13 protein-coding genes are annotated in these 15,443 nt (G+C 74.4%); 10 read left to right on the top strand and 3 right to left on the bottom strand.

From position 1 onward, the window contains the following. Window position 1 precedes the first annotated feature (1 nt). The 5 genes from asnB (at window position 2) to ACFV0O_RS20315 (ending at window position 5,872) form a co-directional block, all read left to right on the top strand. Complete coding sequence (asnB, locus tag ACFV0O_RS20335) at window positions 2–1,837, top strand: asparagine synthase (glutamine-hydrolyzing) (RefSeq protein WP_380343509.1); 1,836 nt, start codon at window positions 2–4, stop codon at window positions 1,835–1,837. Next, a complete protein-coding gene (locus ACFV0O_RS20330; RefSeq protein ID WP_380343506.1) occupies window positions 1,834–2,514 on the top strand; it encodes a flavin reductase family protein in 681 nt (226 codons plus the stop codon). Before asnB ends, ACFV0O_RS20330 begins: the two co-directional genes overlap by 4 nt. Continuing rightward, complete coding sequence (locus ACFV0O_RS20325) at window positions 2,511–4,010, top strand: 4-hydroxyphenylacetate 3-hydroxylase family protein (protein WP_380343504.1); 1,500 nt, start codon at window positions 2,511–2,513, stop codon at window positions 4,008–4,010. Before ACFV0O_RS20330 ends, ACFV0O_RS20325 begins: the two co-directional genes overlap by 4 nt. Further along, window positions 4,007–4,849 (top strand): class I SAM-dependent methyltransferase, encoded by an 843-nt coding sequence (locus ACFV0O_RS20320; protein ID WP_380343502.1) that lies wholly within the window; start codon window positions 4,007–4,009, stop codon window positions 4,847–4,849. Before ACFV0O_RS20325 ends, ACFV0O_RS20320 begins: the two co-directional genes overlap by 4 nt. Window positions 4,850–4,996: 147 nt before the next feature. Then, entirely contained in the window at window positions 4,997–5,872 is an 876-nt protein-coding gene (locus tag ACFV0O_RS20315) for a helix-turn-helix transcriptional regulator (RefSeq protein WP_380343499.1), read from the top strand. Between the two features lie 7 nt (window positions 5,873–5,879). Here ACFV0O_RS20315 and ACFV0O_RS20310 read toward each other — a convergent pair whose 3' ends face one another. Further along, window positions 5,880–7,190, bottom strand: a complete 1,311-nt coding sequence (locus ACFV0O_RS20310) for an MFS transporter (protein WP_380343496.1) — start codon at window positions 7,188–7,190, stop codon at window positions 5,880–5,882. Between the two features lie 475 nt (window positions 7,191–7,665). Here ACFV0O_RS20310 and ACFV0O_RS20305 point away from each other — a divergent pair, with 475 nt between their 5' ends. The 3 genes from ACFV0O_RS20305 (at window position 7,666) to ACFV0O_RS20295 (ending at window position 9,846) form a co-directional block, all read left to right on the top strand. Beyond that, a complete protein-coding gene (locus ACFV0O_RS20305; RefSeq protein WP_380343494.1) occupies window positions 7,666–8,265 on the top strand; it encodes a Dps family protein in 600 nt (199 codons plus the stop codon). Further along, window positions 8,265–9,002 (top strand): acetate uptake transporter family protein, encoded by a 738-nt coding sequence (locus tag ACFV0O_RS20300; RefSeq protein ID WP_380343491.1) that lies wholly within the window; start codon window positions 8,265–8,267, stop codon window positions 9,000–9,002. Before ACFV0O_RS20305 ends, ACFV0O_RS20300 begins: the two co-directional genes overlap by 1 nt. Window positions 9,003–9,120: 118 nt before the next feature. After that, complete coding sequence (locus tag ACFV0O_RS20295) at window positions 9,121–9,846, top strand: alpha/beta fold hydrolase (protein WP_360255316.1); 726 nt, start codon at window positions 9,121–9,123, stop codon at window positions 9,844–9,846. A gap of 116 nt (window positions 9,847–9,962) precedes the next feature. Here ACFV0O_RS20295 and ACFV0O_RS20290 read toward each other — a convergent pair whose 3' ends face one another. After that, window positions 9,963–10,907, bottom strand: a complete 945-nt coding sequence (locus tag ACFV0O_RS20290) for a hypothetical protein (RefSeq protein ID WP_380343488.1) — start codon at window positions 10,905–10,907, stop codon at window positions 9,963–9,965. Window positions 10,908–11,790: 883 nt separating this feature from the next. Here ACFV0O_RS20290 and ACFV0O_RS20285 point away from each other — a divergent pair. Continuing rightward, window positions 11,791–12,813 carry a LacI family DNA-binding transcriptional regulator gene (locus ACFV0O_RS20285; RefSeq protein ID WP_380343610.1) on the top strand — a complete coding sequence of 341 codons (1,023 nt, stop codon included), beginning with the start codon at window positions 11,791–11,793 and terminating at the stop codon, window positions 12,811–12,813. Between the two features lie 185 nt (window positions 12,814–12,998). Here the strand turns inward: ACFV0O_RS20285 and ACFV0O_RS20280 are convergent, their stop codons facing one another. Then, the gene (locus ACFV0O_RS20280; RefSeq protein WP_380343485.1) at window positions 12,999–14,306 is read right to left on the bottom strand and encodes an aldehyde dehydrogenase family protein; all 1,308 of its coding nucleotides are present in this window, start codon (window positions 14,304–14,306) and stop codon (window positions 12,999–13,001) included. A gap of 347 nt (window positions 14,307–14,653) precedes the next feature. Between ACFV0O_RS20280 and ACFV0O_RS20275 the strand changes: the two genes are divergently transcribed. Then, window positions 14,654–15,301 (top strand): DUF4360 domain-containing protein, encoded by a 648-nt coding sequence (locus ACFV0O_RS20275; RefSeq protein ID WP_380343482.1) that lies wholly within the window; start codon window positions 14,654–14,656, stop codon window positions 15,299–15,301. Window positions 15,302–15,443: the final 142 nt, after the last annotated feature.

Here is a 15,443-nt window from a genome sequence, read left to right as displayed (position 1 = left end):
CATGTGCGGAATCACCGGCTGGATCGACTGGGACACCGACCTGCTCCACCAGGCCCGGGCGCTCCGGGAGATGACCGCCACCCTCGCCTGCCGGGGCCCGGACGCCGACGGCGTCTGGCTCTCCCGGCACGCGGCCCTCGGCCACCGGCGGCTGTCCGTGATCGACCTCGACGGTGGCGTCCAGCCGCTCGCCGACCGACCCGGACCGGACACTGCGGCCGTCCTCTCCTACAACGGCGAGCTCTACAACCACCGCGAACTGCGCACCGAACTGGAGGCCCTCGGGCACGTCTTCCGGACCCGCTCGGACACCGAGGTGGTCCTGCGCGCCCACCTCCAGTGGGGCCGGTCCGCGCCGTCCAGGTTCAACGGCATCTTCGCCTACGCCCTGTGGGACGCCCGGCAGGAGGAACTGCTGCTGGTCCGCGACCACCTGGGCATCAAACCGCTCTTCTGGCACGACCACCGCAGCGGCGTGCTGTTCGGCTCCGAGCCGAAGGCGGTGCTCGCCAACCCGCTGTTCCGCGCCGAGCTGGACGCGGAGGGCATCGCCGAACTGTTCGCGCTGCCCGCCGCACCGAGCGCCGGCCATGGCCTCTTCCGCGGCCTCCACGAGGTGCGGCCCGGCCACCTGGTGGCCGTCACGCGCGCCGCCACCCGCGAGGTCCGCTACTGGCGGCTGGAGTCTGCCGAGCACCGGGACGACGCCGCGACCACCCGGGCGACCGTCCGCGGCCTGCTCGCCGACGCCGTCGGACGGCAGCTGATCAGCGACGTCCCGCTGTGCACCCTGCTCTCCGGCGGCGTCGACTCCAGCGCCGTCACCGCGCTGGCCGCCGCGGCCCGCGAGCGGGCCGGCCAGGGCAAGATCACCAGCTTCTCCGTCGACTTCCCCGGCAGCGCCGACCGCACCCCCGACGCCTGGCGGACCACCCTCGACGCCCCCTACGTGGAGGCCGCCGCCGAGCACATCGGCACCCTGCACACCACCGTCCTGGTGCCCGACGACGACCTGCTGGACGCCCGCGACGCCGTCCTGCGCGCCCGCGACCGCCCCGGGTGGGGCGAGATGGACGCCTCCCTGCACCTGCTCTTCCGTGAGGTGCGGCGGCGCTCCACCGTCGCGCTCTCCGGCGAGGCCGCGGACGAGATCTTCGGCGGCTACCCCTACTTCCACGACGCCGCCGCGGTCGCCGCCCTGACCTTCCCGTGGCTGCACGGCAGGGCCACCCCGGCGGACCTGCTGCGCGCGGACGTCCGGGCCGAGGTGCGCCCCGAGGAGTACACCGCCGCCGCCTACCGCCGCTCGCTCGGCGAAGTACCGCGCCTGGACGGGGAGCCGGCCCGCGACGCGCGGATCCGCGAGGTCTTCCACCTCGCGCTGACCCGCTGGCTGCCCCCGCTGCTGGACCGGGTCGACCGGGTGTCGATGTCGGTGGGCCTGGAGGTCCGGGTGCCGTTCTGCGACCACCGCCTGGTGGAGTACCTGTGGAACGTCCCGTGGGCGCTCAAGGCGCCGGACGGGCGGGCCAAGGGCCTGCTCCGGGACGCCGTCCGGGACCTCCTCCCGCCGCAGGTCACCGACCGGCCCAAGAGCGGGTACCCGTCCACGCCCGCCGTCCGCTACACCGAGGTGCTCACGGCCCGGGCGCAGGACCTGCTGGCCGACCCGAACGCGCCGGTGTTCGAGCTGGTGGACCGCGAGCTGGTCCGCCGGCTGCTCGCCGAGGGCCGGCCGCTGCCCAGCCCGCGCACCGCGCCGAACCCGGTCGGCGGCCTCGACCACCTCGTCCAGGTCGACGAGTGGCTGCGCGCCTACCGGGTGGGGCTGCGATGAGCGGCGCCGCCCCGACCGCCGCCCCGACGGCCGCCCCGACGGCCGCCCCGACGGCCGCCCCGACGGCCGCCCCGACCGCCGCCTCCGACCTGCGGGCGGCCGTCGACGGCCCCGAAGTGCGGGCGGCCGTCGAGGAACCGGACGTACGGACGGCCGCCGAGGACTTCCGGGCCGCCTCCCGCGGCTGGACCAGCGGGGTCGCGGTGATCACCGCCCGCACCGGCGAGGAGGTCTTCGCCAAGACGGTCTCCTCCTTCAGCACCCTCTCCCTCGACCCGCTGCTGGTCACCGTCGCGATCGGCCGGCACAGCCCGCTGGTCGCCGCCGTCCGGGCCTCCGGACACTTCGGACTGTCGATCCTGACGAACCGTCAGATATCCGTCGCCCGGCGGTTCGCCACCCCCGGGGCCGGCCGCGCGCGCGGCGCCTTCACCGCCGTCGGCGCCCACGCCGCCGTACCGATGCGGACGGCCGCAACCGGCGCGCCGCTCGTCGAGGACGCCCTGGCCCGGTTCGACTGCCGGCTGCACGCGGACCTCCCCGGCGGCGACCACACCATCCTGGTCGGCCGGGTCGCCGCCGCCGCCCGCGACGACGGCACACCCCTCCTCTACCACGACGGCCAGTACCGCGTACTGGCCCCGAATCCCCTCACCACCAACGGAGTCGGCGCATGACACTGCTGGACACCCGCACCGGTCGCGGCGCGCCCGCCACCGCCCGAGGCCTCCTCACCGGCGACCGCTACCGGGCCGAACTCGACGACGGCCGTGAGCTGTACCTCGACGGCCGACGGATCGCCAACCCCGCCGAGCACCCCGCGTTCCGCCCGGCCGTGGACGAACTGGCCCGCCTGCTCGACCTCCAGCACGACCCCGACCACCGCGACCTGCTCACCTGGCAGGACCCCGACAGCGGCCTGCGGCTGGCCCGCGCCTACCAGCCCCCGCGCACCCTCGACGACCTCCGGCTCCAGCGCCGCAGCGCCGAGTTCTGGCACGCCGAAGCACTCGGACAGCAGGGCCGCTCGCCCGCCTTCATGGCCTCCATCGCCGTCGGCGTCCACGACTTCCGGCACCGGCTCGCCGAGGCCGACCCCCGCTTCGGCGCCAACGCCGAAGCCTGGTACCGCCACTGCGCCACCAACGACCTCGTCCTCTCGCACGCCCTCGGCGACCCGCAGATCGACCGCTCCGCCTCCCCGGTCGACGACCCCGACCTCGCCCTGCGCGTCATCGAGGAGAACGACCAGGGCATCGTGGTGCGCGGCGCCAAGCAGCTCACCACCCTCGCCCCGCTCGCCCACGAAGTACTGGTCTACCTCTCGGCCTCCTTCACCGAGGGCCGCGGCGAGCAGTTCGTGAGCTGGTTCGCCCTGCCGCTCGACACCCCCGGCCTGATCACCCTCGCCCGCGAACCGCTCGGCACCGCCGCCTGGGGCCACGCCCACCCGCTCGGCGCGCGGTACGACGAGCAGGACGCGATGCTCTTCTTCGACGACGTCCTGGTGCCCTGGGAGCGCGTCTTCCTGTTGCGCGACCCCGCCCTGGCCCGGCTCGGCCTCGCCCGGATCAACGCCTGGAGCGCCTACATCGGCCACGTCCGCTACCGCGAGCGGCTGCGTACCCTGCTCGCCACCGCCACCCTCCTCGCCGAGTCGATCGGCGTGGACGGCTTCCGCAACATCCAGGAGGACCTCGGACGCCTCGCCGGGTACGCCGAGCTGACCGAGTACTTCCTGGACGCCGCCGAAGCCCGCGGCGGCCCCACCGACAGCGGCCTCTTCGCCCCCGGTGACACCGCCGCCTCCCGGGTCTGGTCCGCCGAGGTCGCCGGCAGCGCCGTCGAGATCGTCCGCCGGATCGGCGCCTCGGGACTGCTCATCCAGCCCACCGCCGCCGACCTCGCCCACCCCCGGCTGCGCCCGCACCTGGACCGCTACATGCGCGGGCGCGGCATCGACGCCGAGCGCAAGTCCCGGCTGTTCCGGATCGCCTGGGAGCTCACCGGCGACGGCTTCGGCCAGCGCCAGGACCTCTACGAGTACGTGCACCGGGGCGACCTCGCGCGCAACCGGATCAACATCTTCAAGCGGTACGACCAGAGCGGGGCCCGTGAGCGGCTGCTGCAGCTGGTCGACCGGCCCGCCGACGCCGAGGAGAACCAGAAGTGACCGCGTCCGCCGTCGAGATCCAGGCCCGCACCCTCGCCGGGTACGCCGACGCCAGCCGACTGCGCCAGGTCCAGGACCGCGACTGGGTGCTCGACCAGGTCACCGGCGCCCCCGAGACCCTGATCGACCTCGGCAGCGGGATCGGCCAACTGCTACAGGCCGCCCTCGAACGGTTCCCCACCCTGCGGCGCGCCGTCGGCCTGGAACGCTCACCGCACCGCATCGCCGAGGCCGCCGAGCGGCTCCGGCCGTACGGCGAGCGGGTCGCCCTGCACCGGGCCGACCTCACCGCGCCCGAGCCGCTGCCCTTCCGGGCCGAGGTGATCACCCAGACCTCGGTGCTGCACTGGCTCCACCCGGACGAGGAACGGATCTTCGCCTGGGCCGGCGCCCACCTCGCCCCCGGCGGCACGTTCCTGCTCACCACCTACCACCCCGCCCGGGACGAACACGGGCTCGGCGGCGAGGACGAACTCGTCCGGGACGCCCTGGTCGCCCTCGGTACCCCGTACGACGAGGTGCCCGGCGCCTTCGCCCGCGGCGGCGTCCTGCCCATCGCCACCCGCACCAGGACCGTCGAGGACCTCGCGGCGCTGATCGGCCCGCACCTGCGGGTGGCCGGCCACCTGGAGCGCGACGCCGTCGTCACCGTCGACGGCGCCGCGCAGTACGAGCACTTCCACGCCGCCACCTTCGGCGACTACTACAGCGGGCTCGTGCCGGAGGACCGGCGGGCGGAGTTCTTCCGCGCCGTCGGCGAGAGCGCCTGGCGCCGGCAGCGGGAGCGCGGACACGTCAGCCACATGGCCGTCCGGCTCTGGTCGTTGACGTCCCGTTGACAGTGTGCGGTCGTTGACGGTGTGTGCTGTCGTTAACAGTGTGTGTAGGCCGCCGCTCACCCCTGGGAGGAGCGGCGGGCTCCACCTACGCTGGGACCGAACCCCGGAACCCCCGACGTCCGCAGCAAGTGTCCGAGGAGCCCACCCGTGTCAACTCCCCCCGCCGGACGGGAACTCGGCGCCTTCCTGCGCGCCCACCGCGAACTCCTCAAGCCCGCCGACGTCGGCCTCACCGCCACCACCCGCCGCCGCACCCCCGGCCTGCGCCGCGAAGAGGTCGCCTCCCTCTCCGGCGTCGGCCTCGCCTGGTACACCTGGGTCGAACAGGGGAGGGTCGCCGCCTCCCGACAGGTGCTGGAGGCGATCGCCCGCGTGCTGCGGCTGGACGACGCGGGCCTGCGGCACGCCCTGCGCCTGGCCGGCTACCACGAGCCCGCCCCGGCCGCCGGGCCCGAGGGCACCGGCCGCGTCGCCGAGGCCATCCAGCCCGTCCTCGACTCCTGGCCCACCAGCCCGGCCGTCCTGCTCGACCGCCACTTCGACCTGCGCGGCTGGAACACCGCGTGGGCGGCGCTGTGGGGCCCGCCCGAGTTCGTGCCCGCCGACCGGCGCAACCTCATGTGGGTGATGGCCGCGCACCCGCGGGTACGCGCGGTGCTGCCCGACTGGGAACCGCTCGCGATGAACGTCTTCCAGCACTTCCGCGCGCAGGCCGGCCCCGCCCTCGCCGACCCCCGCACCCGCGAGGTCTACCGGCACCTGGACGAGGACGCGCCGGAGCTCCGCCACTGGTGGGGGTGCCACTCGGTGGCGGAACTGACCGTGCGCACCGTCACCGTCGCGCCGGCCGGCCTCGGCCCGGTCCGGCTGACCCTGTCGTCCTTCCACCCGGTGGACGACCCGTCCGCGACGGTGCTGCTGTTCACCCCGACCGCCGCCGCCGACCGGGCGCGGATGACCGAACTGGTCGAGCATCCGTTGCGCGCGGTCGGCGGCGGCGAGGGGGAGCGCCGGGTCGGCTGAGCCGGTCTCAGGCCTCCGGCGCGGTGGCGGCCGCGGTGGTGGCGCCGGTGGTGGCGGTGGCGCCGGCGGTGGCGGTCGCGTTGTGGCGCAGCCCCGCACTGACCGCCAGCCCGCCGAGCGCGGCCAGCAGCGCCAGCCCGGCGCCGACCAGCAGGGTGCCCTGCGCGACGTCGCCGAACGTCCCCACCACCCAGGCGCCGACGCCGGTGCCCGCGTACATGGTCGAGGTCAGCCAGGCGCTGGAGGTCGCCCGCAGCTCCGGGGCGATGGTGCCCGCCAGCGTCTGCTGGTCCGTCACGAAGCCCCCCGAGGCGAGGAACCACACCGTCACCCCGGCCAGGGCGAGGACCAGGCCCGGCCCCTCGGCCGTCACCGCGATCCCCACCGCCAGCAGGACGCCCCACAGCGGCAGTAGCGGAAGGTCCGAACGCCCGGCGGTCCTGGCCCGGTCGCCGAGCCGACCGCCCACCAGCGAACCGGCCATGCTGCCCGCGCCGACCAGCACGCCCACCAGACCGAGCGCCTGCACCGACAGGTCGAAGCGCTGCACCAGCAGCGCGCCGAGGAAGGTGTAGGCGCCCAGGTTGGCCGTGTTGAACACGGTGTTGACCAGCAGGGCGCGGCGCAGCGTCGGGTCGGCCCAGCCCGCCAGGATCGCCCGGACCGCGCCCACCCGTGGCGCGGGCGCCCCGGCCGGTCCGCCCCCGACCTGACGCAGCAGCAGCGGCACCGCGGCGGCCGTGCCGACCGCCAGCGCCCAGAACGCCGAGCGCCAGCCGGCCAGCCCGGCCAGGAACCCGCCGAGCGGCACACCGATCACCTGGCCGCAGGAGAACAACGCCATGGCGAGGCCCAGTGCCCGCCCGCGCACCGCCTCCGGCGCGGTCTCGGCGATGTGCGCCCAGATCGCCGGCCCGGCCGCAGCCGCCGCCAGCCCAGCCACCGCGCGGGAGACGACCAGCAGGGTCAGCCCGGTGGACAGGGCCGCCGCCGCGTTGGACAGGACGAACAGCAGGGTGCCCACGACGAGGGTGCGCCGACGGCCGAACCGGTCGCTCGACAGCCCGAGGAAGGGCGCCGCGACGGCGTACACCAGCACGTACGCCGTGACGCTGGACGCGGCGGCCGCCTCGCTGGTGCGGACCGAGTCCGCGATGGTCGGCAGCAGTGGCGACACCAGGAACGTCTCCGTGCCGAACAGGAACAGCAGGAGGAACACCCCTGCGTAGCGCCACCGGTCGAAGCCCGGTGCCGGTGCGTCCAGCGGCGGGACCTCCTCGGCCCGGTCGGGCAGGGGCGGGTCGGAGATGCTGCTCACGACGGGGTACCACCTTCTGGTACGAGGCGCGGCCGGCCCTCGGACGGCGGGCGGAAGCGGCCGCGCGACGGCTGACAGGACGTCCGATGCGGCCATCCTGCGGACCGGCCCGGTACCCAGCCAGACAGGCGGTGATCCTGTGACCACGGCTCACAGGCTCGGCGCGGCGTCGTGCGGCGTCGTGCGTTGTCATGCGGCGTCGTGCCGCGTCATGCGGGCGTCGTGCGGTGACGTGCGGCGTGGTGCGCTGTGGTGCCAACTCCGGGGCACGGGGCGCACAGCCGCCCGGCCGGGTCGGCCGTAGCTTCGAGGAGTGCCGAGCCGCCGACCGCGGACTCCGCAGAACGGGCCCGGCCGCGCGCACCCCGACCGGGCGACCGGACCCACCGGACGCCCTTCCGCCCACCGGACCCCTTGCCACCCCCCCGGACCCCTTGCCCACCCCCGGACCCCCTTCCCCGAACAGGAGCACCCGATGGAAACCGTGCACCGGACCGCTGACGAGACCGCGCACCCGACCGGCGGCGGCCAGCCGCTGCTGCACCAGAAGGGCGCCGAGACCCAGGCGTTCGGCACGCTCAAGCAGCTGCCGATCGGCCTCGGCCACGACACCCGCATGTACGGCTGCCAGCGGCTGAACCGCGTCCTCGCCGACACCCAGATCCTCTACTCGCTCTACAAGAAGCACCACTGGCTCATGCGCGGGGCGACCTTCTACTCGCTCCACCTGATGCTGGACAAGCACGCCGACGCCCAACTGGCCATCGTGGACGCCCTGGCCGAGCGGGTGCAGAGCCTCGGCGGCGTCGCCGTCGGAGACCCGCGTCACGTCGCGGAGCTGACGTCCGTCCCCCGGCCGCCGGACGGCGTCGAGAAGGTCCCCGCCATGCTGTCGCGACTGCTCGACGCGCACGAGCGGATCCTGATCGACGCCCGGGACGCCGCCGCCAGGCTCTCCGCGGAGGGCGACGAGGGCAGCGCCGACCTGCTCGTCTCGGAGGTCGTCCGCACCGGCGAGGCCCAGGTGTGGTTCCTGGCCGAGCACCTGGTCGACACCCCGCTGGTGCGCGGCTGATGGCGGACCCGCACGACGTCGCGGCGGCCGCCGCCGGCCCGGCCGAGCAGCCGGACGCCCGGGCGGAACGCCGCTTCGAACCGGACCTCCGGTCGATGACCCGCATCAACCTGCGGCCCATCGCCTCACCCATGCCGCTGGGCTTCTTCACGGTGGCGATCGCCTCCGTGATGACGGGCTGCCTGCAGCTCGGGCTCCTCGGGCCCCAGGCCCGCGGCGCCGTCGCGCTGTGCGTGCTGCCCGCCTTCGTCCTGCAACTCCTGGTGAGCGTCCTGGCGTTCGGCGCCCGCGACGTGATCGCGGCGACGCTCATGGGCGTGTTCTCCGGCAGCTGGCTGGCCTACGCGCTCGTCATGTTCAGCGGCGCGGCGGACGGCCTGCCGGTGCTGGGCGTGTTCAACCTGGCGTTCCTCTGCTTCGGCGCGCTGATGGCCTCCGTGACCAGGCCCAAGCGCGCGCTCTGGTTCGTGCTGCTGGCCTCCCTGCCCCGCTGGGCGGCCACCGGCCTGTCGGGCCTCACCGGCGCCGAGTGGCTGACGCGCACGTCCGGGGCCCTCGGCCTCCTGGTGGCGCTCGTCGCGATGTACGCGGCCTTCGCGCTGATGCTGGAGGACATGCGCAGCGAGGAGGTCCTGCCCGTCGGCCGCAGCGGCCCGGCCCACACCGCCGTGGAGGGCGACCTCACCGTCCAGCTCCGCAACCTGGAACGCCAGGCGGGCGTGCGCCGCACGCTCTGACGGCCGCACTCCGGCCTCTCGCCCCGGTCTCGCACGTCGGTCTCTCGCCCCGGTCTCGCGCCCCGGTCTCGCACCGCGGCAGCCACGAACCCCCAGTCACCCACCGAGGAGTCCTCCTGTGTCCCGATCCGCCCGCCCCACCGTCGTCCTGGTCCACGGTGCTTTCGCCGACGCCTCCAGCTACGCCCGCGTCGTTCCGGAGCTGACCGCCGCCGGCCTGGCCGTGGTCGCTCCGGCGGTGCCCAACCGCGGTCTGGTCGACGACGCCGCGTACATCGCCTCGGTGGTCCGTGCCGTCGACGGGCCCGTGATCCTGGTCGGGCACTCCTACGGCGGCGCCGTCATCACCCTCGCAGGTGTGGAGGACAACGTCCGGGCACTCGTCTACCTCGCCGGGTACGCCCTGGAGCAGGGCGAGAGCCTGGGCGAGTTGCAGGGACGCTTCCCCGACTCGGGCCTCGCCGAGGCGCTGGTCCTGACCCCCTTCCCGGTGGCCGGTTCCACCGAGACCGGCACCGACGTCACCGTGGCGGTCGACCGGTTCCCCGCCCTGTTCGCGGCGGACGTCGACCCCGCGCTCGCGGCGGTGCTCGCCGTCTCCCAGCGCCCCCTGGCCGCACGGGCCTTCACGGAGACGGCCCCGGTCGCGGCGTGGAGGAGCAAGCCGTCCTGGGGCCTGATCGCCACCGAGGACCGGACCATCAACCCCGAGGTGGAGCGCTACGGATACCGGCGCGCCGGCATGACCACCGTCGAGGTCGACTCCTCGCACCTGGTCATGCTCGCCAGGCCTGACGCCGTGGTGGAGCTGATCCGGGAGGCGGTGCGGTCCACGGCCGGCTGACCAGCCTGCCTGGCGGCGCACGGCCGGTCGTCGACGGTCGTGCGCCGCTCCGGGTGCCGGAGCGCGAAGGAGGCGTCGTGCGCCGCGGTGTCGGCGGTCCGGGGCGCGGGCCGGTGTCAGCCCGAGGTGCGCGCCTGCCAGTAGGTGAACTGCTGGATCGGGTCGCCGAGGAGGTTCCACGGCCAGGCGGTGACGGAGTTGTCGATCAGGCGGAAGGTGTCACCGACCTCGTTCGCGCGGCCCGCCTGGATCAGGGCGAAGGCCAGCACGTTGAGGTCGGCGGCGGCCGCCGCGTGGCCGAGTCCGCCGAGCCGGGGCCATCCGTGCAGGGCGGTGTCGAGCGCGGTGATCGCCCGGTTGTGGGTCCACTGGCGACGGACCAGCAGTGCCTCGACGCCGCCGGCGGCCGACGTGCGGGCGTGTTCGTCCACGAGCGCCGTGAGTTCCACCGCGGCGGTCGGCGCGGTCGGCGGCGCGGAGGCCCGGACCGTGTCGACGAAGTTGAGCTGGGCGCTGCGCGACCCGCACTCCTCCGGCGACAGGTACCGCAGCATCTGCAGGTGGGCCTCGCGGTTCCACGGGTCCCGTTCGGCGACCTCGTGCCAGACGGCGACCACGTCGCGCGATTCCGCGCGCATCAGGCGCAGGATCCCGAGCAGGACGACCCAGGGCGTCGGATCCTCGGGCGAGATCTCGGCCGCGCGGTAGCAGGTGTCGGCCGCCGCGCGGGCGTCCTCCATTTGTCCCGCGTGCCGGCCGCGGACGAGTTGGACCCACCCCGCGAACGTCAGCGCGTCCGCGCTCTGGGCACGGCGCAGCACCCAGTTGTGCGCGAGGGAGGACGGTGCGGCCGCTTCGGCGAGGACGCCGAAACGGTGCCCGCGGCGGTCCCAGTCCGTGCCGGTCTCCCGGAGCAGCCGTTCGACCTGGTCGATCTGGATGGCGCTCTGGCCGGGCAGGCCCGGGGACTTGAGCTGGCGCCGGACGCGGCCGAGTTCGACGTCGTCGAGTTCGGGGCGCACGCTGGGGCTGGAGGCGCGAATTCTTCGGAAGAGCGACACGCGCCGCAGCCTAGGCCCATGGGCGATTTTCGGACAGCCCCCGGAATGACACATTCATGTCTCGGTGAATGCGGTGACGCTACCGCTCCGTACGGCGATCGCCCGCTCCGTACGGCCCGGGCGGGTGCCGGCCATGATCGTCCCGGGGGAGTCGTGGAATTCCGGGCCGTGCGACACTGCCCCCCCCTGATCATCGTGATCGGAGAGAGCCGATGCCCCCCGGTAGCTGGTGTCGAGGGTCAACCGGCACGGCCGATTTCCGGCCATTCCTTCACGCTGCGTACGGCCGGGCGGGTGCGGGGGCAGCAGGGCGCACCGCACCTTCGACCTCGTCGTCGGCGCCGACGGACTGCACTCCCGGACCCGGTCCCTCGCCTTCGGACCCGAAACCGACTTCGTCCGGCACCTGGGCCGCTACCAGGGGCACTTCACGATGCCGAACACCCAGGGCCTCGATCGCACCGGTCTGCTGCTGAACCTGCCCGGCCGGACCCTGGGCTGCTACACCGTCCACGACAACCGGGACCTGGTGGTCGGTTGGTTCTTCCGCTCGGCGCCGCTGAGCTACGGCCGGTGCGACACCGCCGCCCAGCAGCGGCTGGTGGCCACCAGGTTCAACGACGTCGGCTGGCAGGTCCCCGGCCTCCTCGACGCCATGCGCCGGTCGACCGACTTCTACTTCGCCCCCATCAGCCAGGTCGTCGTGAACGGCCTGCGCAGTGCCCGCATTGCCCGGTCCGGGCACGTACCTGCGTGGGAGCCGCCGGTCGCCGCCGGCCCTTCCCGTACCTGCACGACCCGTGGCGGGGCCGCGCCGGGTGATCTAGCATGCGCTGCCAGGCGGGCGCGAGGCCGGTGGGCGGCGACGGAAGGCGCGTGGGCAGTGAGCGGACGGCAGACCGGAAGGCCGACCCTGGAGACGGTCGCGGCCCGGGCCGGGGTGGGACGCGGCACGGTGTCCCGGGCGATCAACGGTTCGCACCGGGTGAGCGACCGGACGAGGGAGGCGGCCGGCCGGGCCATCGCGGAGCTCGGCTACGCACCCGACCAGGCGGCCCGGTCGCCGGCCGGCCGCCGGACGGACGCGATCGCGCTGGTCGTGCCCGAGACCGAGGCGCGACTGTGGGCGGAGCCGTACTTCCTGGACGTCATCCGCGGGGTGAGTTCCGAACTCGGCGCGGCAGACAAGCAGTTGCTGCTCACACTGGTCCGCACCGAGCAGGAGCGGCGCCGCTTCGAGCAGTACCTGGCCGCGCAGCGGGTGGACGGCGTGCTGCTGGTCTCCGTCCACCGGGACGACCCGCTGCCGGACCGGGTGCGCGCGCTCGGCCTGCCGGCCGTGCTGAACGGCCGCCGGTCGCCGCAGGAGCCGACGGCGTACGTCGACACCGACAACGTGGGGGCCGCCCGCTCGGCCGTGGAGCACCTGGCCGGGCGGGGGCGGTGCCGCATCGCCACCATCACCGGCCCGCTGGACATGGACGCCGCGTACGGCCGGCTGGTCGGCTACCGCCAGGCGCTGGCTGCGGTCGGCCTGCCCGCGGACGAACGCCTCGTCGCCGGAGGGGACTTCACGGAGGACGGCGGCCGCCGGGCGATGCGCGACCTGCTGGGGCGCTGCCCCGATCTGGATGCGGTGTTCGCCGCCTCGGACGTGATGGCGGTCGGGGCCCTCGCCGTCCTGCGGGCCCGGGGCCTGGACGTGCCGGGCGACATCGCGCTGGTCGGCGTCGACGACTCACCGGTGGCCCGGCTCCTCGATCCGCCGCTGACCACCGTCCGCCAGCCCGTCGAGGAGATGGGCCGTGCGATGGCCGGGCTCCTGCTGCGGCAGATCGCCGGCGAGGACGCGGCGCCCTCTCGGCTGGTGCTGCCGACGGAGCTGGTGGTACGGCGGTCGTCCTGAGGGCCGGCCGTACCCGACCCCGGGCGCCACGAACCCCGGGCACCGGACCCCGGGCACCGGACCCCGGGCGCCACGAACCTCGGGTGCCACGCACCAACCCCCGTCGGCCGTTCGGACGGTCGGCGGGGGCCCGGGGCCCATGGCCCGGTGTCACGGGGCGTCGGGAAGCCGCGGACGCACTGGGGTCAGGCGAGGGGCTTGTCGACGACGGCCTTGGTGTGGCTGAACGTGTCGATCGAGTACTCGCCGTGGTAGCGACCCATGCCGCTCTCGCCGACGCCGCCGAACGGCAGCGCGGGCATCGCCAGGTGGGAGACGGGCAGGCCGAAGCTGAGCGCGCCGGAGGAGGTCTCCTCGGTCAGCCGTCGCTTGGTGTCCTCGGATTCGGTGAAGGCGTACAGGGCGAGCGGCTTGTCGCGCTCGTTGATGAACGCGATCGCCGCGTCGAGGTCGGGGACGCCGAGGACGGGCAGGATCGGGCCGAAGATCTCGGCCTGCATCACCGCGGCGGTCGCCGGGACGTCGGCGAGGACGGTCGGGGCGAGGTAGCGTGCGGCGCGGTCGTGCTCGCCGCCGGTGACCGTGCGGCCGTCGGCCAGCAGGGCGGTGAGCCGGTCGAAGTGGCGCTCGTTGACGATCCGTCCGTAGTCCGGGCTCTCGGCCGGGTCCGCGCCGAACAACTCCTGCACCGCGTCGGCCAGTTCGGCCTCCAGGGCGGTCGCGGTCCCGCCGATTGCGAGGACGTAGTCGGGGGCGACGCAGGTCTGGCCGGCGTTGAGGAACTTGCCGCGGGCGATCCGCCGGGCGGTGACGGCGAGGTCGGCGCCGGGTTCGACCACGACGGGGCTCTTGCCGCCGAGCTCCAGGGTGACCGGGGTCAGGTGCTTGGCGGCGGCGGCCATGACGATCCGTCCGACCGCGCCGTTGCCGGTGTAGAAGATGTGGTCGAAGCGCTGTTCCAGCAGGGCGGTGGTCTCGGGCACGGCGCCCTCGACGACCGCGACGGCCTCCTCGCCGAGGTGGCGCGGCAGCAGCTCGGCGATGGCCGCGGAGGTCGCGGGGGCGAGCTCGCTGGGCTTGACGAGGGCGGTGTTCCCGGCGGCCAATGCGCCGACCAGCGGGGCCAGGGCGAGCTGGAGCGGGTAGTTCCAGGGCGCGATGATCAGCACCACGCCCAGCGGGTCGCGGACGACCCGGGCCTCGGCGGGGCGGAAGATCTCGGGGACGTCCGCCGGTTCGGGCCGCAGCCACTGCGCCAGGTGCGCCGTGGTGTGGTCGATCTCCCTGATCGTGAAGCCGATCTCGGTGCGGTACGCCTCGGCGGCACTCTTGCCGAGGTCGGCGTGCAGGGCCTCCTGGAAGACCTCGGCCCGGTCGGTGAGCAGGGTGCGCAGGGCGGCCAGCTTGTCCAGCCGCCAGGCGAGCGGCCTGGTCCGGCCGGTGGTGAATTCGGCCCGCAGGCGGGCGACCACAGAAGGGATGCTGTCGTGCATGAGGATCTCGCGGTCTTGAGGCGTCGGTGGCGCTTGACACATGGAACTTTCAGTATGTGAAGCAATGGCGACTCTAGGGATGAAAGGTTGAGTTTGTCAAGCATCTGTCGACCCCGGGGTGCCGGCGCCACTCGCGCGCCCCCGGTGAACTCGCCCTCCTGGGGTCGGAGTTCGCCCGCGGGGCGGCCGGGGCCGGATTGGCTCTTCTTTCGACTCCACCCCCTGGGCAGCGGCCCACGCATGTGCTGACATATGCATGTCAAAACGAGGTGGTGCCGAACCGCGCCGCACCGCGCAGAACCGCGCCGCACCGCCTCCGACTCAGACTCCGTGCTCGATCGAAGGGGATGCCCATGCTGCTCCGCGCGCTGGCCGCCGCGACCGCCGTCGCCGCATCGCTGTCCGGCCCGTCGGCCTTCGGCGTCGACTCGCTCCCGACCCCGCCCGACCGGATCGTCATCGACGTGGCGACGGTCAACGGCTCCGGCTGTCCGACGGGAACGGCCGCGGTGGCCGTCTCCCCGGACAACACCGCGTTCACCGTCACCTACAGCGAATACCTCGCTCAGGTGGGGCTCGGCTCGAAGCCGACCGACTTCCGGAAGAACTGCCAGCTCGACCTGCGCGTGCACGTCCCCCAGGGCTTCACCTACGCGATCGCCTCCGCCGACTACCGCGGCTTCGCCCACCTGGAGAAGGGCGCGAACGGGACCGAACGGGCCAACTACTACTTCCAGGGCCAGGCCCAGACCGCCTACTCGTCCCACCGCTTCACCGGCCCGCAGGACGACAGCTGGCAGGCGACCGACACGGTCGACGTCGCCGCCCTGGTCTGGGCGCCCTGCGGCGAGGAGCGCAACTTCAACATCAACACCGAACTGCGGGTCGCGGCCGGCACCTCGGACCCGACCAAGAGCACCAGCTTCATGACGATGGACTCGACGGACGGCAACATCAACACCGTCTACCACCTCGCCTGGAAGCACTGCCCCTGACCCCGCACCCGGCCCCCGGGCCGGGGACAGGCCGGGAGGCGCGCGGTGGGGGGGGGCCCCCGCCGGCGCCCCCCCCCGGGGCCCCCCCGGAGAGGGGGGGGCCCCCGGGCGCCGGGGGCGGGGGCGGCCCCCCGACCCCCCC

Origin of the sequence: Kitasatospora sp. NPDC059577 (genome assembly GCF_042735475.1) — a bacterium.
Lineage (GTDB): Bacteria > Actinomycetota > Actinomycetes > Streptomycetales > Streptomycetaceae > Kitasatospora.
This window is presented reverse-complemented; position numbering and strand designations above follow the sequence as displayed.